Source organism: Shewanella sp. 10N.286.52.E4 (assembly GCF_041468785.1).
Lineage (GTDB): Bacteria > Pseudomonadota > Gammaproteobacteria > Enterobacterales > Shewanellaceae > Shewanella > Shewanella electrodiphila.
Map to the genome: position 1 here is coordinate 1 of NZ_JBFRJJ010000069.1, position 21,889 is coordinate 21,889.

The window sequence follows — 21,889 nt, forward strand, 5'->3', positions numbered from 1 at the left end:
GTGCCAGTGCCAGTGCCAGTTAATTCATCTGGAGTGAGTGGTTTTGGCTCTTGGGGAGGGACAAAGGCTGGGTTGTGAATACGTTGACTGCTTAAGTCGATGCTAAAATGCTGATTTTCCGAATGTTCAGCAAGTGAAATTTTCGCAGTTTTAAACTGACTTATATCCTGTATCGCGGTATGTCCACCTCGAAACTGACCTGAGTGGTCTATGCCTGTTGTTTCAGTTGAACCGGTCTCTTTAACTAGCGCTTGTTGGGTTTTCGCCGTTGAGTCAGGAATATTTTCAGCTGTTTCAGATACTGCATTTAATTTGACCTGTTGCTCAACATTGCTAATGCGTTCACTTGGTGCTGTGAGAGTAGTATTATCAGCTTTTGAGGCTACCTTTTCGCTTGTTGAAGGTTGAGTTTGATGGGCGGATAAACTATGCGACGTTTTGTCTGCCACTAAATCTTGATTCAAAGCTCCTTTAACCGGTGCCGTATCTCTCAGTTCTTTGGCTTTAAGTTTCTGCGCTTGCGTATCAATTTTTTTTACTGCTTGTTTCGCTTTGTTATCCCGTTTTTTCTGCTCTGCAGCATTCACGTCAACGGTTTTATCATTCTCTTTTTGAATTTCATTATCAGAATGTATTTGGTCGGAGCCCGAAGATTGATGACCCTTATTATCCTTTGTCATGTTGGACTCCTACCTTTCGCCAAATGCTTCGTTAATGTTGGTGAACACTGGTTTCCATAAGTACTGGAAGACACTTTTTTCACCTGTCACAATATCTGCTTCGCCAGTCATTCCTGGAATTAATGCAAAACTATCGGGATTATCCAAAAAGTAGGGCTTATCAATGGCAAGCTGCACTTTATAAAATACGCCGCCTTTTTCATCTTTATCTGTGCTTGGTGAAATACGTTTTACAATGCCATCTAACGCGCCATAGCGGCTGTAATCAAAGGCATCAATTTTTATTCGAGCGTTTTGACCAACATGAACAAAGCCAATGTCACGAGGTGAGAGTTTAATTTCCATTAGGCCTGTCTTAGTCATTGGAACAATGACGGCGACAGTCCCACCTGGTTGAATTACACTGCCAGTAGAACTAGTCGGGATGGATTGAATAATTCCGTCAACAGGCGCTGTTACTGTGTTTTGAGACACCAAAGAATCAGAAGATTTAAGCCTAGCAATAACACCTAACAATTCAGCTTGAGTGTCGGTACGCTTTTCACCAACCTCTTTAAATAACGAGGCTTGTTTTTGCTTAAGTTGTCGTTCTAAATTAACTAAGTTTTTTGATAGAACCTGTTGCTTACTTTCCATCGATTTCAGTTCACGGATATAAGAATCCAGTTTCTGTTGCGACTCTAAAATGCGAAGTTTAGATACCGCTTGCTCTGCTGTGACAGATAACATCATATTTAGGGTTTGTTCTGCGGTTTGTATCTGATCGCTTAACGGAGGTATCTCAGCTTTTAGACCTTCAAGTTCCGCTTGAGTTTTATCAATATCAGATTCAGACAGTTGCTCCATTGCAAAGCGTTCTTCATTCATACGTTGCAATGATGATTTATGCAGCCTGAGGAGTTGAGGGTACTCAACTGCAAATTCGCTAAAGTTAGCTTCTCTTTGTTCGGTAAAGGCATCGTAGCGTTCTATTCTCATAATGAGGTTAGCCCGTTTGCTGGTGAGTTCTTCTTCAGCGGATAGACTATCGATAGACACAAAACTCGCTAGAATATCTCCCTTTTTAACAACGTCACCTTCCTCAACAACAACGGATGCAATCGTTCCTCCTGAACGACTTTGAATAACTTGGCGGTGGCCCAGAGGCACCACTTGACCTTTCGATTTAGAAATTTCTTCCACGCTGGTAAAAATTGACCATATCAGCATGATTAATATTGAACCTGTAATAATTAAAATAATATTACGAATGATTTTACGCTCTGCGGGCGCTTCTATTGCTTCAGCAAATTCGTGTTCTGGCCATACTCGGTTAGCTAGTTGACGATTATCCATTGGTTGGAGACTCCTGCATGGCGACGGTCGAAGGGGATTCAGTTGTATCTGGTTTGTTTGATGCTTCAGTAGCCTTGTCTGGTATTGGGCCTGCATAAACCACAGCACCTTTATCTAGAACAATGACCTTGTCAGCGTGTTGGATTAACTCTTGATCGTGACTCGTAAACAGTACGGTGGATTTACCTTTAAGGTTTAATAATGTCTCTATCAACGTTGCTTTTGAAAGTGGGTTTCGGTGGGGCAGTGGTTCATCTAATAACATTAATGGTGATTGCTTTATTATGGCACGTGCTAAGTTGATATAGCTGCCCTCTATTGCTGATAGCATGGCATTATTCTCACCTAGTAAGTCGACGCTAAGGTCATTATTAATGCTGTTAAAGAAGCTCTCACCTCCCGCTTTTATCAGTGCATCAATAATTTCTTTATCGCTGGCTTTGGGTTTTGCTATTCTGATATTTTCAGCTAATGTACCGGGGAAAATATCCGGCTGCGATGGACTATATGCAGCCCAATGACGAAAGATTTCAGTGTCATACTGCTTAAGGTTTTTACCATTCAATGTGACAAAGCCAGCTTGAGCTTCTAATACGCCTAATGCGCTCAGTAAAAGTGTCGATTTACCACAAGCATTTGGACCGATAATTGCCACTAATTCGCCAGGTTCTACATCAAATGTCACGCCAGACAATGCAGCCTCTCCCTCAGCTTTGTAGCGTAATGTAAGGTGTTGGAAAGCTAATGATGGCGCTTTGGTATTATCTGGCGTGTCTAGCCTTAATTCTGATTGTTCGGTGCTAGCTTGCATGAAACGATCAAATTGTTTGACCGCAATATCCATCATGGTGAATTTTTGTTTCGATGAGAAAGCTAACTGAGCTGGGCCTGTAATTCGCCATATCATCATCACACAAGCAATGAGTGCTCCTGGCGATATCGTTTGATCTAAGACTAAAAAGATACCGGTAAAAACAGTAATGAGTGCAGTAAATAAACTGAGGGAATGTGCAACAGCAGCGTTAAGACCATTACGCTTTGCATAGAGAAAATTTTGGCGACTGTTTTCACGGCTTTGACGAATAAACTTGGTTTGCCAAGCTTCGGTATCACCAGCAGCTTTTAATTGAAGTAAGTTTTTTGATAACTCACTCATCGCATTTTGATACTCACCGCTGATTGTGGGTGAAGCAGCTTGGACATATTTATTGAGTACTTGCATCACGAGGTAATAAAGCATCAACATACCAATTGGCACGAGGACTAACCAACCGCTTAAAAACATGATGGCGAACAAGGCTATGAGGGTAAAAGGCAAATCAACCAGCCCCCCACCGCCAGGGCCAGATAATAACATGCGAACTTTTTCCGCATTGCGCATTCGAGCGATATGATTTGAAATTCCTACCCTAGATAACACCATTAAAGGCATATGTAATAAGCGATAAAAAGTGATTTCAGACAGATCTCTAGCAAAACGATTACTGGTTGTTGATAAGATTTGTGCGCGAGCAAGTCGAGTGCTAATCAATATTCCGACCGCTAATAAACCACCCAGTGCAATGCTAGGCAAAATAGCAGGGCTTTGGCCTCCTATGACGCGATCGTATACAGCCATGGTAAAAAATGGCACTGCAAGTCCGGTGATACTTGAGAGTAAACTTAGCCAAAAAACCGGTCTGTACCATTTGGTTCTTTTACTCATGTGAGCGGCAAATGCATTAACATTTTTTCTGGTGGTTGGTAACGACTCGATTAAGAAAATATAAGCCGTATCATTGAGTTGAGTTAAGTCGATTGATTGCCATTGGTTTCCTGTTAATGCTTCAAAAACATGGCCCTGCCTTCTGACAATAAACCCTGGTTCATTTTGCGGAATAACAAGGAAAGGGTGTATCGATAAATGCAGATTTTTTGCCGTATTATTTGTCACTGAAAAGCCTATTTGATGCTTTTTCAATAACCGTGATAACCCGAGTGTATTCAGATCAGTGTTATTATGATCGTTAGCAATATTACTGGCTTGTGTATACAGTCCAAGTTGCTGGAACAAGTCAACTACAAGTGGTTTTAGCTCCAATTCAGTCGTGCTCATGAGCTTACCTCCTGTGCCGCTTTCGTTATTGTAGATTTGTCCATCTCGCGGTGCGCAACGCCATTTATTTCAATACATTCATCACTTAAACTTGCAAGCTCGGTAAAATGAGAGGCAACAACTATTGTCATTTGCTGTTTTAATTGTTGCAGTAAGGCGAGTAAACGGCCTTGTGCATCAGCATCAAGCGATATCATTGGTTCATCTAGTAATAAAATTGAAGGTTTTTGCACAATTGCTCGCACAATCGCAATCAGCTTAATTGCGCCCTTATTCAACATTTGGCTGTCACTATCACCGACCATTGTTTGATAACCATTGGGTAGTTCAGCTATTTTACTTGTGAGCCCTAAACTGTCTGCAATAGCCATAGCTTGAGGTTCAAATTCGGCTCGAAACATCGTCATGTTTTCTAATAAACTGCCAGCAAACAGTGTTGGCCAAGGTGCTACATAAGTGATTGACTGTCTGAACTCTTTAGAATCATGTTGGTGGATGGCAATATTATCAATCGTCACTTGACCAGCTGATACTTGTTGAAATCCTGCGATAATACTTAACAGATGGCTTGCATGACTTAATGGATTTGATTGCAACGTGACCAAACTATTCGCTTGAATGTGATGGCTGAAATGAGTGATAGCTGTGCCAAGGTTTTTACTGTTGATATTGTCGAAGTGAATAGGACCTAAAGGCAATTTTTGTTGATAGATTTTAGTTCCTTGAAAAGACTCCTCCGGAAGTTGGGTTAAGTCATTAACATGGGACATTGCCGTTTGTGCACTCACCAAGCGTGACCGTAAGCTAATAATCGCACTTAAAGGCGCAACCGCTCGACCCGCTAATATAGAGCAGGCGGCTAATCCACCAGTTGTCAATGAGCCGTTGAGCACTTCAAGACAACCTAACATCACTAATATCAGCGTGGTCCCTTGTGCAGCACCTTGAATGACTTCTTGAAGCTTGGCCGAAAGCCAATCGACTTGCTGTTGACTCTCAAGCCGTTGGTGATTGATGTTGTTATAAATGCCAGATAAACGATCTTCTAAAGATAGTGCTTTAGCAGTCGTTAAGCCTGAAAGGACTAAAATCAACATTCTAGTTCGTTCTGCATCAGATAAAGCTAACGCGTGAGTCGCAGTTGCTAACTTTTTTCCAATATAGAAAACCAGTGCACCAACAACAAGCCAGACAGCAATCGGTATGAAGACTAACGGGCCGCCAATATAGGCAACTAATGCTAAAAAAATCAGTACAAAAGGAAAATCCATCAATGCGACAATGGCTTGGCCTGAATAGAGTTCTCGCATACTGGCGATACTAGCAAGCCCATTTGCTATTCGGCCTGTACCCATGGCCTCAACATGATTGTAGTCAGCTTTCATTAACTTGCTGACCACATCCGTGGTGGTTTCTAATTCAAAATTTGCAGCAGAAGCGGCTAACAGCCAACTTCGGCCATACCTTAAAACCAGTTCAAGCAATATGGCGATAGCAACCCCAGACACTAAGATAGTGGCGGTGCCATAACCTTGATTTGGCAAAATTCGGTCATAAATCTGTAGCATGGTGAAAGGAAGCGCTAACGACAATAAATTGATAAAAGTCGAAGACAACAGTAACTCTGGAAATGCTTTATTTCTTGAAAATAATCGAAAGTTCTCTCGCATGCTACAGTCATCCTATTAGTTAACATGGCTAGTCAATGACATAATAAAAAGCTCAGATTAAAGCGTAGACTATTTTTTAGTATGTTCATGGTTAACTTAAGGATGAACGCTTATATTTTCAACAGTTTATTTTCTATTCAGATGACATGTAACTGCAATGTGCAAGGTTGAGTGGGCTAGCATTATTTTAATGAAGTAAAAAGAAGAATTTTTATTAGCAAGGGTATTTATTACTAGAGAAGCTAACGAGGGTTTTAAACTTACGTGGAACTTTGACGATGAGCATAAAAACTGCCCGTTTTAATAGGGCAGTTTTTATGAAGTAACACTATTGATTATTCTTGGGTTGTCACATGTTTTTTCATTGCTTTATTCTTCATTGGGTCGCCCTCATAACCTAAAGCTTTCCAATCCATTCTTGTGCCTTTATTGTGGCAATCATTACAGTTTAAAGCTTGCTCGGTTGGCGCCACCATATGATTGATGCGCCACCACATTTCTGTTTCTGCAAAGCCATATTCACCACTGTATTTAATGCCTTTATCTAGCATTGCTTGATTAGCTTCCATACCCAGTTTAGCGGCTTTATCCCAGTCAAATGTTTTCCAGTAACCACCTTTACCAAAGACTTTAGCGGTAATGAAGATGTTTTGTTTACTGTCGTAAATTTGCTTACCAGTATGAACCTTAAATGGATATATCTTTGCCGCTGCATCATTAATATCACCTAAAGGATAAGTCAGCTTGGTGATGGCGTTAGGATCCATCTTATCACCAGCCATATAAGCATCGGCTTTGCCGTTATACCAAGCATATTGAGGTTTCACATTTTTTGCCCACACAAAACTGCCTTTCTTTTTCATGTAAGTATGTTTGCCATATTGATCTTTAGTTTGCTCAATGTCTTGTCCTGCGGTTGACCAATCCCAGCTCATTTTGGTGGGTTCATTTTTAGAAAACTCAGGAATATGGCAGGTTTGACAGGCAATACTGCTGCTGTGTGTATTAAGACGTTTATTGGTATGTGGTGCAGCTTCATGGCAGTTTTCACAGCCAATATCACTCATACCACCAGGTGAAACGCCCATGGCATTGCCTGCTATCTGGTGACTTTCGGTTGTATGGCAAGTTTGGCATTGGAAATCATTACCGTCGGTGTCCATATGTACGTCAGTGACTTTGTCTGGATAAGACATTGAAGAGTCTAAATCGCCGTGTTTTACACCATCACCACCGCCACCATAGAAATGGCAACTGCCGCAATTATCTCGCACTGGCGCCCCTACATTTTGTGCCACTCGTTCTAGATTTACCTTAGCGAGAACTTCTCCTGCTCCAGCGGGATCTTTTACGTAAGTGCCTGTAGTGTCATGACAAATTAAACAGTCGACTTTGGTCATATCAGTAAAGTCAAAACTGTCGTCCTTCCAACCATAACCAGCATGGCAGCTGGTGCATCGTGGCTCGTTACCTGATACTGCGATACAAAAATTGTTAATAGCGTTTTTCTTTCCGCGGGTCACGGTGCGCTCAGGTAACTCTTGTTCAAGCTCCCATGTCCAATGAGATGATTTCATGACATCTTTAGCGTGATCTTCATGACATTCAATACACTGAGTAGTGACCTCACTGCCTTGAGTAAAAGGGCCTTCAATAAACTCTTTGTGTGGATTCGCCGCGTTGGCAAATAAACTAAAGCAACATAATCCACCGGTCATTAAGCTGGCGATGAGTATTTTCATAATAAGACTCCTGCCCTCGGTAAAAACCGAGGGAAGTAATTAAGGTTAGAAATTAACAGTAAGCGATGCATTGATGTCATAAGCGGTATCAACTACAGGGAGCATTGAATAAGCAGTACCTGCGACAACATCATCGACTTTTTGTGGTTTACCAACCGGTGTTCCACTGCCTGTGTATTCAAAGTCGTAATAAAGTCCTGCGAGTTTAATGAACATTTTTGGATTAATATCAAACATATAATAGGCTTCAGCGACATGGCCTCTAGTAGCGAGTTTGCTGCCAATCGGGTCATCCTGAGCTTGGGTGAAAGGTGTCCAGTATTCAGAGCCATAGTTATATTCGAGGCCGACTTTTCCGTAAGGCGCTGGGATTTGAACGCCCACATAAATTCCGTAACCATCTTTAGCGCCACTGTCTTCAGCAGCTGAAGGCAACATGATAATTTCACTGGCATCAGCGTTAAGCTGCGCTTCAAAAACAGCATCAGATAGCATGCCGCCAAACATACCTGCGTTGCCATTACCATCAGCTCGGGTCCAGCCTCCTGATAAGAACCATTTAACGTCGTTATCTTCTTCGCGGGCAAAACCAATACCACCTAAGAACATATCGCCAATCACATCACTTGGCTGAACGCGAGTGACAAAGTTGAAGTTTTCAAACTTTTGCATGTCTTGATACATAGTTGGTGCAAATATACCTGCAAGCTGAGTTGGAAAAGCCATGGTGCCTTTAAAGCCATCATTGACATCTTTAGCGCCGAATAAGGTAAATTGAAGGAAGTTTTTACCATCGTTTATCGCGTCGATATTAAAGCCGCCAAGGTGAGTATCTTTGGTGACGATATCACCAAACATTTCGCCGTTACCCCACTGTGATTCAAAGCCTTGTCCGTAACAGAAGCGAACAACTTGGCCTTCGACACCAGTAATATCACTGAGGTGATAACCCATAGTTGCGCCATCAAAGTTAAAGTTAACTAAATGGCCAGAAGGAGTGCCGCCACGTTTTTCATTTTCACGATATTGGGTTGGTGGGCCGTAAGTTGATGGGCGACGTCCAATAGATAAATAAAGTGGTGAACCGTTAATGTTTTTCCAGTCAAAATAAGCGCGTTCGACTCGTAACCAGTCGCCACTTGGATTACCGCTATTGGTGCCATCCATGGTAAATGAACGCCAAGAATCAAATACTTGCACGCCAGTTGAATCGCCCCAGTTTTTAAACATACTCAGGCGGCCTGCAAAGCTGACGTTATCCCACACTTTTGCTTTGAGGTTGAGTCTTAAACGTGTGGTGTAGTAAAGGTCATTATCAATATCTTGAGCAGTTTTAGGGGCTAATACATAAGGCATTACCCCTTGTAACTGACCGCTTTGAAATGCAGATGCTAGATTAGGGTTAGCGGCCATCATTTGGGCTAGTGGTGAACTTGCATCGTCAGGCATACCAAATTCGCCGCCCATCGCTTTAGCGCCAAAATCATTAAAATCGACATTAATGGCAGGATTCCAAGTGACATCCTGATAATGAAGTGAATGGACTTTGGTTCTAAAGTCGCCAGTGATTTCTATTCTATCAAGTGCAGTATGACGCTCATTTTTATCAACTCGATCATTAATGTCATCAATTTCATCATTAATGTCGGCTAACTGTTGTTTAAGGTCTGCCATTTTTTGAGCATCAGTTTTACTCAGACTATCTCGTTGAATATCAGCATCGTTTGCATAAACACTCGCTGATAATATCAACGCGTTTGCAACAAGCAGTGAAATAAGAGTACGCATAACATCTCTCCTTTCGAATCAGCAGGTTAATTTATATTTCTGCCTTCGATTGATGTTGGGAATCCTAGGGGGATTGCTGAATTTTGGTAGCATTAATCCCTGAGGAATTCCCCATATTTTTATTAATTAGGTGGTTTAAATGTGTTTTACAGTCGAGCCAGGTTAGTTAACCGCAAGTTTGTGGTTGATCTGAATCGGCTGCATGGTCATATAAGAATTGCTGAATATCTAATAAGTCTTGTTCACTTAAAGCTTCAAAGACTTCAGCTTTCGCTTTGTGCTTATTACGTCTAAAAAATCTATCCCACTGGCTCATGGTTTTACTCATTGGGGTAATTTCACCGCCTTCATCTCCCATGCTATGACAGGCTTTGCATTCTTTTTTATACAGGTGTTTACCTTTTTTAGGATTACCGCCATCAGCAGCTTGAACCTGAGCTCCTAAACAGAGTGCGAGAGATACGCATATAAATATCTTATTCATGGTTTTCATCATCAGTCCCTTACTTTAAATAATTTTTATTGTTAATGGTTTTTGTCTAAATAGGTGTTTCTTGTTACTTAATTTAACACTTGTGATAAAGGATATTGTTGAGGAGGATCAAGTAAATTATAAAAATCTAATTGAATAAAATATAATTGAAAAAAATCTAATGAATGTGTGAGGTTTTTCTTTAGTTGCTGATTTTTATGGTAATTAATATTATTTCTAACTAGTAGCTATTATGTAAGGTGGTTTTTTAGTGATTTTGAAACAAGATTGAGATCACAATTTTGATATTTGACTATATCTAAAGTGATAGATGAAGGTTGCATAGGGGTAAATTGTTAGGGTGTGTTTAATATGCACTGCAGTAAATACAGTGCATATTGAGTGCGATGATGAAGTGTCGCCTAAATCTAAATAACGTACATGAGCTAATTGCCTATTATGGCTGTTGACGAGTTGGTGCTAACACAATTTCTCGCACACAAACATTTTGTGGCATTTCATAAGCAAAGACGGCTGTTTCTGCAATATGTTCAGCAGCTAATACACCGCCCATCACTTCTTTCCAGTCTGCGTAGCCATCTTTAATGTCTTGGCTAGTGGTATGGCTAAGCAATTCAGTTTCAACTGCGCCTGGTGCAATCGTCACCATACGCACATCGTCCATTGCCACTTCTTCACGGATGTTTTCAGTGAGGGCATGAACAGCGAATTTAGTCGCACAATAAGCTGCGTGATTAGGGAAAGTTTTACGACCCGCAACTGAGCTAACGTTAATGATAGTGCCTGTTTTGCGTGCCTTCATATCTGCAAGAACGCAGTGGATACCATTTAAAACACCCATCACGTTAACGTTGAGCATTTGGCTCCACTCTGCTGGATTTTGCACATCTGCTTGACCTAATAACATCACGCCAGCGTTATTAATCAAGCAACCTACAGGGCCATATTGTGCTTCTGCACTAGCAATAGCAGCCTTCATTGCTGTCGCATCGGTCACATCGACACTGATGCTTAAGCTATTTTCAAGTTTAAGCGCTTCCATTTTTTCTACACGACGAGCAAGTAATAAAAGTGGGTGGCCTTTAGCGCTAAATGCTTTAGCCATCGCTGCGCCAATACCTGAAGATGCACCAGTAATTACGATAAGTTGTTTCATGATTTTGACCTCTGTTTGTAAGTTGTGAGAATTATAGAGAAAGACTTATTGGTGATATATAATCAATAAAGAACATAATTGTTTACATATGATCTCTAATGGAGGGTGAGTTGAATAGTGATATAAATTTAGTCGATATCCGCGCGTTTGTTGTTATTGCTGAGTTGGGTAACTTTACTCAAGCTGCTGAAGCCTTGGGCTGTTCTCGATCCCATATATCTAAGCAATTACTTAGTTTGGAGACGTTTTTAGGGGTGACCTTAATTGTCAGAACGACACGCACTCAACGTTTAACTGACCAAGGTGAGAGTTTTTTACTGCAATGTCAGCAAGCGTTACATCAAATAGAGCAAGCTGTCAGTATGACGGTGGATAGTGCTGAACGTCTCAAGGGGAATATTTATATTAACTGTGTTGGGGGCTTTTTAGGCGAAGAAATCGTTGTTGCATTAGTGAATGACTTTATTCAATTATATCCTGATATCACCATAGATTTAGATTTCAGCAGTCAGCGAGTCGATCTGATTGAAGATCATTTTGACGTGGTGTTTAGAATGGGGGAGTTGGCAGATTCTGGGCTTATTGCACGTAAGTTAATGGATATTAAAAACTGCACATTAGCATCTCCAAATTATTTAGCTCAGCATGCGATACCTGCGCATCCTACCTTGCTTAATCGACATACTTGTATTGTGGGATCAATAAACCATTGGCGTTTCGCCCATAAAACCAATACTCACGAAAGTGTAGAAGTGGCGATAAAAGGAAGTTTCAGGTGTAAAAATGGTAGAGCAATGAAACTCAGTGCATTAGCTGGCAATGGCATAGTGAGGCTACCTTATTTGTATTGCGCTGAAGAAATAAGTCAGCACCAATTAGTCGAAGTATTTCAAGATTGGCATATTCCCGATACACCGTTTTATGTGCTCTATCATAAAGACAAATTTCAACCTGAGCGATTGAAAAAATTTATTCAATTCACCTTAGATAACTTTAAAAGTTATCTACCTGATTTATAGAAAAAACTTAAGAATAGCATGCCAAAATAGATTAACATTTTTGCATTATTTTTGATTGTTTAAACATTTATCTGCCGATTTCTACTATGTTTATTAAACAATAAGAATTGGGAATGATGGATGCAAAAAAGACTAGCGCTAGCTTTCTGTTTACTTGTGTTTGCCAGCAATGTGCAAGCCAGCGGGCTTTATTTTGAAGCGCGAAGTGACAGTATGGGCGGCACTGGTGTAGCTGCATCAAATCGTATTGGCGCAAGCTTTATTAATCCTGCTTTACTTTCCATTCTCACTCCCCATTCAAGTTATAGTGCTGCTGAGATAAAAAAAGCACAACAGTTCTCTTTACTGCTTCCTGTTGTGGGGGCTGAAGGCGCCGATAGCGATAACATGATTGATAAATTCGACTCTTTGCAGGACTCTTATGATGGACTGGAGGCGGCAATTAATTCGGGTGATAGCAGTGATGTTGAAGGTTATCGAGATGACTTAGTTATTGACTTGGAATCATTAAAAGGCAATCGGGCCGAGTTATCAGCTGGGATCGGCGCTGCGATTGTTATTCCTAATGAACGTATGCCAATGGCCGTGTTTTATAAGAGTTATCTCGATGCTGTTGGTATTGCTGATATAGCACAGTCGGATATCGATACCTTAAATACATTAGATCCTCTCAACCCTCCAGCTGATATTACTGATTTAGATTCTCAAGGTGTTGTACTTGCTGGTGGGGTGACAGATTTTGGTGTGGCGTTAAGTTTTCCGTTATCGATTGTGAACATGCCAGTAAGAGTGGGGATTTCACCTAAGTTTCAACGTATCGATACTTATCATTATTCAGTAAACGCCAATAATTTCGATGCCGATGATTTTGATGATGATAAGTACCGCAATAATGAGAACGTATTTAACCTTGATATCGGGGTCGCTTTTGAGCCATTAGATGCCCTTACTATCGGTTTATCAGCACGTAATTTATTCAGTAAAACTATCAAAACGGTGGAAGCGCAAGGCCGTGAATTTCATTATCAAGTGGAGCCATTAATTACTGCTGGCGCTGCATATGATTGGACATCGATAACCTTAACCACAGATATTGACCTCGTTGAACAGAGCCGATTTAAAGAGTTTGATGCCGTTCAGTATTGGCGCATGGGAGGGGAGTTTAAAGCAACAGACTGGTTGTCGCTTCGTATGGGCTACCGTCATGATTTGAAAGATAACAGTGTCGATATCTACTCATTTGGTACTGGCTTTGCCATTGGTCAAGCATTCAAGCTTGATATGAGTGGTAGCTATGGTGAAGATGACGCCATTGGGGCAGTACTACAAACCTCTTATCACTTTTAGGCTGGCTTGGTGTAGACTCGCTTCGAAGCAATCTATCCTATTTCTAGTGCATACCTAGTGCATGTCTAGTGAGTTACCTCTTAGCCACTTTTATCCTGCCGACAATTCAATTAATGACTTTATCGTCAACACTAAGGCACTTAAGCCGCACAATACCAATGTGGCTGTGCGCGTTTTTTGTTTATCTACTTTGTTGCTGAGTTTGCCCGCGACAAAACTGCCTAAAAATACTGATGGTAAGAGCATTAAAGACAACCAAACATGCTTCATTTCAACTAAGCCAACGATGAATAAAATGATCATTGCAATCATAGAGCTGAATACAAAGAAAATCGATAATGCCGCGCGAAATTGCGGTGCATCTTTTCCGGCTAATAAAATAGCCAAAGGCGGGCCACCAATAGCGGCAATATTACCGAAAACCCCAGAAAGAATCCCAGCGATAAATAGCGTGAAGCGATTGACTGGTGCGGTGATTTTATAAAAACTTAGAATGACAGCACTGGCAACAATAAAGGCAATAGCCAGACCTAATATGGATTGCGGCGCAAAGACCAGTAATGCTGCGCCAAGAAAGCCGCCAGGTACACGGCCAATGAGTGCATATTGAAGTCCGTTGAATTGCAGGGATGTGCGCTCACGTAATAAAGTAAGTAAAGCGATTGAAAAACCGCAAGCAATAACAGGGGCAGGTACAAGTTGGGGATCAATAATATATAGCAATGGGCTAGCAACAACAGCTAAGCCAAAACCAATAAGCCCTTGAGTGAGTGCACCGAGAAATATAATAGCCGATGCCAGCATCAAGGTTTGCGGATCGATAAATGCCATAGTGTTCTCTTTGAGTGCAAATTTGACTCAAGTATTGTCATATTGCGAAGAGGAGGGGGAGCTTATCAATGAAGGCTTACACCGTAATGTAAGCACAAAATTGATTTATTATCACACTTGCCAGTCAGCTTGAAAGCATACTGACAATAGACTTAGTCGTCTAAGTCTTCCCACTCAATACCCATTTGATCCATTAGTGCTTTTGCTTCACTTGGGATGCTATCAGGGCCTTCTTTAGATAAGTCATCATCATTTGGTAGAGGCTGGCCAGTGTACGCATGTAAAAAGGCTTCACACAAAAGTTCACTGTTGGTTGCATGACGCAAGTTATTTACCTGACGGCGAGTACGTTCATCGGTTAGCACTTTTAGTACTTTTAAAGGAATCGATACCGTGATTTTTTTAACTTGTTCATTTTTTTTGCCATGTTCGGCATATGGGCTGATATAGTCGCCATTCCATTCAGTCATTAACTCACCTTTATACGATAGATTCGTGGCAGATTTTAACTGCTTATTTATTACAGTCAAATTATTGCTGTTATTCTATAACGAATGCAAATAGATTTCTTTATGTTTAGACGTCTAAACGTCTAATTTGTGTTGACGATCTGATTTAGCTTAGGTACATTTAGCCATCTAGACATCTCTATGGTGTATTATTCATGAGTGTGTCAATCTTCAGGAGATTATTATGACCAAACATCGCGCTGCTACACTTGCCGTTCGCCAAGGTATCGAATCCGATACTCAATATGGCGCAGTAGTCCCGCCGATTTATCTTTCGACTAACTACTCGTTTGATGGACACACAAACCCAAGAGAATTCGACTACAGCCGCTCTGGTAACCCAACCCGTTGCGTTTTAGGTGAGGCAATAGCCAAACTTGAAAATGGTGCTACAGGTGTTGTGACATGTACCGGTATGGCAGCGATTACTTTAGTGACTAGCTTGCTTGGTCCTGAAGATTTATTAGTTGTACCACATGATTGTTATGGCGGCAGTTATCGACTGTTCACTAATCTTGCCAACAAAGGTCAATTTAAATTAATCGTAGTTGATCAAACTGATGATAAAGCACTGGCAGATGCGATTGCGCAAAAGCCTAAAATGGTTTGGTTAGAAACTCCGTCTAATCCGTTATTACGTGTTGTTGATATCAAAGCGATTGTGGCTGCGAGCCATAAAGTGGATGCTTTAGTTGTTGTTGATAACACCTTTCTTTCGCCTATCTTGCAACAACCGCTAGAGCTGGGCGCTGATATTGTGATGCACTCGACCACTAAATACATCAATGGTCATAGTGATGTGGTTGGCGGCGCTGTCGTGGCTAAAGATGCTGAACTTGGTGAGCTATTACATTGGTGGTCAAACACTTTAGGTCTGACAGGTTCAGCCTTTGATAGCTACCTAACTTTGCGCGGCATTCGTACATTGGCTGTACGTATTCGTGAGCATCAAATCAATGCACAACGAGTGATTGAAGTCCTTCAAGCCAGTGATGTTGTCGAAAAAGTATATTACCCAGGGTTAAAAGACCACCCAGGTCACGATATTGCCGCTAAACAGCAAAAAGGCTTTGGCGCTATGTTAAGTTTTGAACTTAAAGGTGGCGAAGCTGAAGTTGTTGCTTTCTTAGAAGCCTTATCAATATTCAGTGTTGCTGAAAGCTTAGGCGGAGTGGAAAGCTTAGTTGCCGTACCTGCGACAATGACACACAGAGCAATGGTGCCAGAAGCCCGATATGAGGCTGGTATTAAAGATACATTGCTGAGATTATCAGTCGGTATTGAAGATGCTGAAGATTTGATTACTGATATCCAAGCTGGTTTAGCTGCAGTTGCTGAGCTTTAAGCTAATAAATTAGATTGTCATAAGTTAAGTCAGTAAGATTTTATTGTTGCCATATTCAGTACATATGGCAGCGCAAAAAGTGGTTTAAGGAGTTACAAATGACCCGCAGTCATTTACATAAGTTTGGTGGTTCAAGTTTAGCGGATGCTGATTGCTATCGCCGCGTCGCCCATATTTTGCTTACTCATGGAAACTGTGATGATTTAGTCGTTGTGTCTGCTGCGGGTAAGAGTACTAACTTTTTGTATAAGTTATTATCGCTTCGTGAAACAGGTGAATTGTGGCAAGAAGAGCTGCAAGTACTTGTGAGTTATCAACAAAACCTCATTGAACAACTTCTTTCAAATGAACAAGCTCGTGATTTACGTGAACGATTATCTACTGATAAGTCTCAACTTATCAGCTTACTATCCCTTGAGCAGCGAAATGAGTTCCAACTTAATCATGTCCTGAGTTTTGGTGAACGTTGGTCAGCTAGACTCATGGCTGCTTTGTTACGTGAATCTGGCGTGGCGGCAATTAATGTTGATGCGTGTTCTATTCTTGTGGCAGATGAAGGCGTAGTGCCAAATATTCGCATTGAAGAGTCACGTCAAAGAGTGCAAAAACTTCTTGAAGCACACCCTGATGAGCGTCTAGTGATCACAGGGTTTATTTGCGCGAATCAACATAACGAAACCCTATTACTGGGCCGTAATGGCTCTGACTACAGTGCGACGTTAATTGCCAGCTTAGCGGACATTGAACGCGTGACAATTTGGACTGATGTAGAAGGGGTGTTTAATGCCGACCCTAATAAAATCAGTGATGCAAAGTTACTTAATAGCATGTCGCTTGCTGAAGCTGACCGCCTTGCGCATTTAGGCTCCCCAGTGCTTCACAGTCGCACACTACAGCCACTGTTTGACACTAATGTTAGTTTAGCAGTGCGCTCAAGCTATGCATCACATACCGACTTTACCTTAATCGCGCCACAAAGCTCATCGGCCAGTGCGCCAGTGGTGACTAATCTAAACGAAGTGGTGCTGTTTCGGATTAAGCAGCAGTCACCAACACAAGACCTAATTGATTTACTCGCCCAGGAGGGGATTGCTCCTCTAGCCTACTGGACATCGGCGCATCATAAGGTCGAGTTAGCTTTTACGCTTGAGAATCAAAAGCAAGTACATAGTTTAATTGAGTTACATGCCGAAACGCTGGCGATCACTGATATTTGTGTGAATAACGATTTAGGCTTAGTTGCTCTAGTAAGCGCCGATGCCGAACATTACCGTCGTAGTTTTGCGCGTTTATTAAGTCGTGATGCTAAACCTTTATATCAAGATGGATTAAGTCTTGTCACTTTAGTGCCTAAATCACAAGTGAATTTATTGACCCAAAAGGTCCACCGTCGCTGCGCAGGCCCGCGCATGCGAATTGGTGTTTTACTGTTAGGTGTCGGTAATATTGGTGAAGCATGGATCGATCTATTTCAACGCTCATCAGCATCATTAAACCGTGAACTAGAAGCGACAGTGCAACTAGTTGGTTTGTTGAGCTCGAAAGAGGCATTAATTTGTCCTCAAGGTATTGATATCAATAACTGGCAAGATGACTTTGATACCACTGCTAAAAAGTGGGATTACCCAAGTTTATTTGAACAGTTAGAACAGCTTGATTGCGATGAATTAGTTGCATTAGATATCAGTGCTAGCGCGAGTTTAACACTGCAATACCCAGAGTTATTTGCACGCGGCATTCATATGGTGAGTGCCAATAAACTTGCTGGTTCTGGACCATTGCCGTTTTACCGTGAACTGAAACAACAGCTCAGTAATCGCCGCTTATTTTGGCGTTATAACGCCAGTTGTGGCGCAGGATTACCGATTCAACATGCATTAAATGACTTGCGTAATAGTGGTGACGCGATTGAAGCGGTTGGCGGTATATTCTCGGGTACATTATGTTGGCTGTTTGAACACTATGATGGGCAAAAATCATTTTCTGAATTAGTGATTGAAGCACGTGGATTAGGGATAACAGAGCCCGATCCTCGCGATGATCTTTCAGGTCGAGATATGCAGCGCAAGTTGTTAATTCTGGCACGTGAAATTGGTTTTGAAATTGAACTTGAAGATATTGTTCTAAACTCTTTAGTGCCAGAAACGCTAGCGGATTTATCTTTGGATGATTTCTTAGCACGCATCGGTGAGTTAGACCAAAGCATGTTGCAACAATTTACAGCGGCATCAGAGCAAAACAAAGTACTTCGCTATGTGGCATCACTCGATAAAGTCGATGGCAAGATGCACGCTGAAGTGGGCATTCAATGGGTTGATTCAAATCATCCTTATGCCAACTTAACCCCAGGCGACAATGTGTTTGTTATTCGCAGTGCATTTTATCAAGGCAACCCATTGATTATTCGAGGTCCAGGCGCGGGTAGAGAGGTCACTGCGGCAGCAGTGCAGTCTGACTTAGTTCAGATCTGTAAGGACCTACTGCAAGAGTAAATCGTGCTGTAGTTTAGTTTTACATTACTTATTAAAGGCTTATTCCTAAATGGGACAAGCCTTTTTTTCTAGCTAAATATTAGGGTTAGTCTATTAATTAGCATTCAATTAATTTGTACGAAAAACATTCTATTTAAGTGTGCCATTTTTGTTTATAGTGGTATTAAGTCGGAGATGGACTTCAATAAGAGGCTGATAAATGGATACAAAAAATCGTTTAAAAGATGACTGTTTGACGAGTGTAAATTCTGCCGTGTTGAGCAGTATCTTTTTATGCAGTGTTATGAGTTTTAGTGTGATGGCTAATATTCCTGACGAATCACCAAAGGAGTTATTGCAAACAGTGCCAGCAGCAGCTCAAGTTTGTCTAAGCTGTCACGGCGTAAATGGTGAAGGGCTCGGTGTTGTAGGGCCTCGTTTAGCGGGGTTATCCAGCGAGTATATTGCCGCACAAGTGAGTCATTTTCAGACTGGTTTTCGTCAAAATCCAACAATGATGGCTATGGCGATGACAGTCCAAGGCGATAACATCAAAGTGGTATCGGACTTTTTTGCTGCTAAACCAGTGGCTGAGATCAAGCTTCAGTATCGTGGTGATAAAGTGGTCATCGACGACATTGGCGAGAAACTAGCATATCAAGGGGATTGGCAACGGGATATTCCAGCTTGTACCAGTTGTCATGGCCCGTCTGGTATTGGCGAGGGTCAGTTTCCTCGTCTTGCCGGACAAGAACCTACTTACCTTAAGAATCAATTATTGGCATGGCAGTCAGGAACCCGTAAAGGTGATGTTGACAATATGATGGGCAGCATAGCTAAAAAGCTCACCGCTGCAGAAATTGATGCGTTAACTCAATATTTTTCGGCTCAGAAATAAGGACATACGATGAAGCGATATTATTTTTCAGCGGCGGGTGTGTTATTTAGCATGAGCATATCGGCAGCAGAGTTACCTGATAGACAAGCACAACTTCCCTCAGTGGCGAAAGAGGCAAATGCGCAATACCTTATGCCAAGTCCATTATCCACTATCCCTAAAGGCGAGTTCGGCGATAAAGTCAGAAAAGGCTATCAGTTATTTGTTAATAGTCAGCAAATGCGAGATACCTACGTTGGTAACGAACTAAACTGCGTGAATTGCCACATGAATGCGGGGAATAAAGCCAATGCATCACCATTGTGGGGCGCTTATATGGCGTATCCAGCTTATCGTAAGAAAAACGATAAAGTGAATAGCTTTGAAGAGCGAATTCAGGGCTGTTTTACCTATTCAATGAACGGTAAAGCGCCTGAATCTGGGAGTGAGCCTTTGGTGGCGATTTCAGCTTATTCATATTGGTTAGTGATGAGTGGATTGATGAATCAATTTGGCATTACTGGACCTGTGCCAGAAATGACTGATGTTGAGTTGCTTAAGGGCGGTAATAGAGAGGATTTCCCTTTACCTGAAACTGTCACTTCAAAGCTCGATCAAAAGGAGCTGACTATGCTACCAGGACGAGGTTTTCCTAAGTTAGCTAAGCCAGAGTTAGCTTATTCTGTTGAAAGGGGCGAAGCGGTTTACCAAGCTCATTGTCAGACTTGTCATGCTGATGATGGTCAAGGTTACAAAATGGCAAACGTGAGTGCGTTGCCACCGTTATGGGGGCCTCAGAGCTATAATTGGGGGGCAGGCATGCATCGAGTCAATACCGCAGCTAATTTCATTTATGAAAATATGCCATTAGGTAAAAGTATTCAGCTAACGGTTCAACAAGCTTGGGATGTAGCTGCATTTGTTAATGCCCATGAGCGCCCTCAAGATCCGAGATATAAAGGTAATGTCGCTGAGACTCAGGCAAAATATCATCAGCATGAAGGTTTTTATGGAAAACCCAGTGCAGTAGATCCCTCAGTGATATTAGGTTCTAAATCTTATCCTATCTTTCCTGCGTCTAAATAAGAAACATGAGTAGGGAAACATATAATAAAGCCTGAATAAGGAAACATCCTTTAAAACTTCAATCATCTACGGTGCTTCGGCACCGATTTTTTGTTTTATACTGTGCAGCTACTGGCAGAAAACGAAACAGTTAGCTTTTAAACTTAACCCGTGAAAAATTAACTGAAGTCATATTCACGTGAAGTTAGGGTAACAAGGTATTTATAAGAGATGACAAAGAAAGAAGTTGTGCAGGTATATCGCCATCTTGAGTCTGACAAAAAACAACAAGTGGCTGAGCCATTAACGTGCCCAATATGCCTTAAAGAAAATAAGTGTGCTGTGACAGCGGGTTTATCAATAGAAAGTTGTTGGTGCTTAACTCAATCTGGCAAAGCAAAAATAGATCCTGAGTTATTAGCGGGACTATCTGGTAAAGCCTGTATCTGCCAAAGCTGTTATCAAAAGTTAACCCAATAACTAAATGAGATCTTATTTAAGTTGTGAGGCGAATTAGCATTGTTGAGTGCGAGCTTTACGCTGCGTTAATAATGATTGTTGATTTATTGTTAAATTCGCATAGTGATGTTGAAAGTGGTTGATATACTTAATTATCATCACATTAGGATCAACATCATGATAAAAAAAATACTCCTAGTTCTTGCTGTCATTATTGCTATTCCCTTCATTACCGCACTTTTCGTGAAACAAGACTACTTTGTCGAGCGCAGTATAGTGATTAATCAAGCTAATGAAACCGTATATGACTACGTTAAATACCTAAAAAATCAGAATGATTTTAGTAAGTGGGCACAGATGGACCCTAATATGGAAAAAACCTACAAGGGTAATGATGGCAGTGTAGGATTTGTGTCAGCGTGGGCCAGCAAAAACCCAGACGTGGGTGTTGGCGAGCAAGAAATTATTAAGATAATTCCCAATCAACGTATCGATTATGAGCTGCGATTTTTAAGTCCTTTCGAAGCCACATCGCCTGCATACATTAGCTTTAAACCCATTGATAGTAATCAAACTCAAGTTAATTGGGGGTTTAGTGGACATATGAATTACCCAATGAATTTAATGATGCTATTTATGGATTTTGAAACTGTGATTGGTAATGACTTACAACAAGGTTTGGATAATCTGAAAGTCATACTCGAAAACTAGTTAGATATTCTACTTCCCTCAAAGAACATGAGAAGGGAAATTATGTTATGCCCCCCTAAAGGTGTAACACTCATTATAATGGTAAATATCTATGAATATGTGGGTGAACTGAATGAAAGCATAGTTCTTATAGGAACTGTGTTTTCTTTGCTGATTAAGATCGGGTAGGGACGATATTGGTAAACTCATTTCCGCCACAAGATTTGTTAGCAGCTTTAGTTAGCTAATGATTTCTAGATTTGAATAAACATCTAAATCAAAGTCTAAATCAACGTCAAAATCAAAGTCGTGGCGCT

General features: G+C 41.2%; 18 protein-coding genes. 8 read left to right on the top strand and 10 right to left on the bottom strand.

Translation table 11 applies throughout. From position 1 onward, the window contains the following. The 8 genes from AB4153_RS21060 to AB4153_RS21095 form a co-directional block, all read right to left on the bottom strand. Positions 1 to 680 (bottom strand): hypothetical protein (locus tag AB4153_RS21060; RefSeq protein WP_133149773.1); only part of this gene is annotated, 680 nt, incomplete at its 3' end. Positions 681 to 689: 9 nt separating this feature from the next. After that, on the bottom strand, positions 690 to 2,015 hold the full coding sequence (locus AB4153_RS21065) for an HlyD family type I secretion periplasmic adaptor subunit (RefSeq protein WP_102528762.1): 1,326 nt from the start codon (positions 2,013 to 2,015) through the stop codon (positions 690 to 692). Continuing rightward, positions 2,008 to 4,110 (bottom strand): peptidase domain-containing ABC transporter, encoded by a 2,103-nt coding sequence (locus tag AB4153_RS21070; RefSeq protein WP_371998568.1) that lies wholly within the window; start codon positions 4,108 to 4,110, stop codon positions 2,008 to 2,010. The genes AB4153_RS21065 and AB4153_RS21070 overlap by 8 nt, the downstream gene beginning before the upstream one ends. Continuing rightward, positions 4,107 to 5,780, bottom strand: a complete 1,674-nt coding sequence (locus tag AB4153_RS21075; protein WP_371998569.1) for an ABC transporter transmembrane domain-containing protein — start codon at positions 5,778 to 5,780, stop codon at positions 4,107 to 4,109. Before AB4153_RS21075 ends, AB4153_RS21070 begins: the two co-directional genes overlap by 4 nt. A gap of 335 nt (positions 5,781 to 6,115) precedes the next feature. Next, positions 6,116 to 7,522, bottom strand: a complete 1,407-nt coding sequence (locus AB4153_RS21080; protein WP_198589584.1) for a tetrathionate reductase family octaheme c-type cytochrome — start codon at positions 7,520 to 7,522, stop codon at positions 6,116 to 6,118. 45 nt (positions 7,523 to 7,567) lie between these two features. Further along, on the bottom strand, positions 7,568 to 9,310 hold the full coding sequence (locus AB4153_RS21085) for a DUF3373 domain-containing protein (protein WP_229371253.1): 1,743 nt from the start codon (positions 9,308 to 9,310) through the stop codon (positions 7,568 to 7,570). Between the two features lie 166 nt (positions 9,311 to 9,476). Next, the gene (locus AB4153_RS21090; protein WP_102528766.1) at positions 9,477 to 9,806 is read right to left on the bottom strand and encodes a c-type cytochrome; all 330 of its coding nucleotides are present in this window, start codon (positions 9,804 to 9,806) and stop codon (positions 9,477 to 9,479) included. A 433-nt stretch (positions 9,807 to 10,239) separates the two neighbouring features. Beyond that, entirely contained in the window at positions 10,240 to 10,959 is a 720-nt protein-coding gene (locus tag AB4153_RS21095) for an SDR family oxidoreductase (protein ID WP_102526661.1), read from the bottom strand. A gap of 110 nt (positions 10,960 to 11,069) precedes the next feature. Here AB4153_RS21095 and AB4153_RS21100 point away from each other — a divergent pair, with 110 nt between their 5' ends. Further along, entirely contained in the window at positions 11,070 to 11,978 is a 909-nt protein-coding gene (locus AB4153_RS21100) for a LysR family transcriptional regulator (RefSeq protein ID WP_102526660.1), read from the top strand. Between the two features lie 120 nt (positions 11,979 to 12,098). Next, positions 12,099 to 13,325, top strand: coding sequence for a conjugal transfer protein TraF (locus AB4153_RS21105; RefSeq protein ID WP_303514842.1), 1,227 nt, complete (start codon positions 12,099 to 12,101; stop codon positions 13,323 to 13,325). A gap of 90 nt (positions 13,326 to 13,415) precedes the next feature. Here AB4153_RS21105 and AB4153_RS21110 read toward each other — a convergent pair whose 3' ends face one another. Then, positions 13,416 to 14,156, bottom strand: a complete 741-nt coding sequence (locus AB4153_RS21110; protein WP_102526658.1) for a sulfite exporter TauE/SafE family protein — start codon at positions 14,154 to 14,156, stop codon at positions 13,416 to 13,418. Between the two features lie 152 nt (positions 14,157 to 14,308). Continuing rightward, positions 14,309 to 14,626 (bottom strand): met regulon transcriptional regulator MetJ, encoded by a 318-nt coding sequence (gene metJ / locus AB4153_RS21115; protein WP_102526657.1) that lies wholly within the window; start codon positions 14,624 to 14,626, stop codon positions 14,309 to 14,311. A 223-nt stretch (positions 14,627 to 14,849) separates the two neighbouring features. Here metJ and metB point away from each other — a divergent pair, with 223 nt between their 5' ends. The 6 genes from metB (at position 14,850) to AB4153_RS21145 (ending at position 21,593) form a co-directional block, all read left to right on the top strand. After that, positions 14,850 to 16,010 carry a cystathionine gamma-synthase gene (gene metB / locus AB4153_RS21120; protein ID WP_371998570.1) on the top strand — a complete coding sequence of 387 codons (1,161 nt, stop codon included), beginning with the start codon at positions 14,850 to 14,852 and terminating at the stop codon, positions 16,008 to 16,010. Positions 16,011 to 16,108: 98 nt separating this feature from the next. Then, on the top strand, positions 16,109 to 18,502 hold the full coding sequence (locus AB4153_RS21125) for a bifunctional aspartate kinase/homoserine dehydrogenase II (protein WP_371998571.1): 2,394 nt from the start codon (positions 16,109 to 16,111) through the stop codon (positions 18,500 to 18,502). Positions 18,503 to 18,785: 283 nt separating this feature from the next. After that, on the top strand, positions 18,786 to 19,379 hold the full coding sequence (locus AB4153_RS21130) for a cytochrome c (protein WP_371998573.1): 594 nt from the start codon (positions 18,786 to 18,788) through the stop codon (positions 19,377 to 19,379). 9 nt (positions 19,380 to 19,388) lie between these two features. Then, positions 19,389 to 20,444, top strand: a complete 1,056-nt coding sequence (locus AB4153_RS21135) for a c-type cytochrome (RefSeq protein WP_371998572.1) — start codon at positions 19,389 to 19,391, stop codon at positions 20,442 to 20,444. 210 nt (positions 20,445 to 20,654) lie between these two features. Beyond that, positions 20,655 to 20,903, top strand: a complete 249-nt coding sequence (locus AB4153_RS21140) for a cysteine-rich CWC family protein (protein WP_102526653.1) — start codon at positions 20,655 to 20,657, stop codon at positions 20,901 to 20,903. A 156-nt stretch (positions 20,904 to 21,059) separates the two neighbouring features. Continuing rightward, positions 21,060 to 21,593, top strand: coding sequence for an SRPBCC family protein (locus AB4153_RS21145; RefSeq protein WP_102526652.1), 534 nt, complete (start codon positions 21,060 to 21,062; stop codon positions 21,591 to 21,593). Positions 21,594 to 21,889 lie beyond the last annotated feature (296 nt).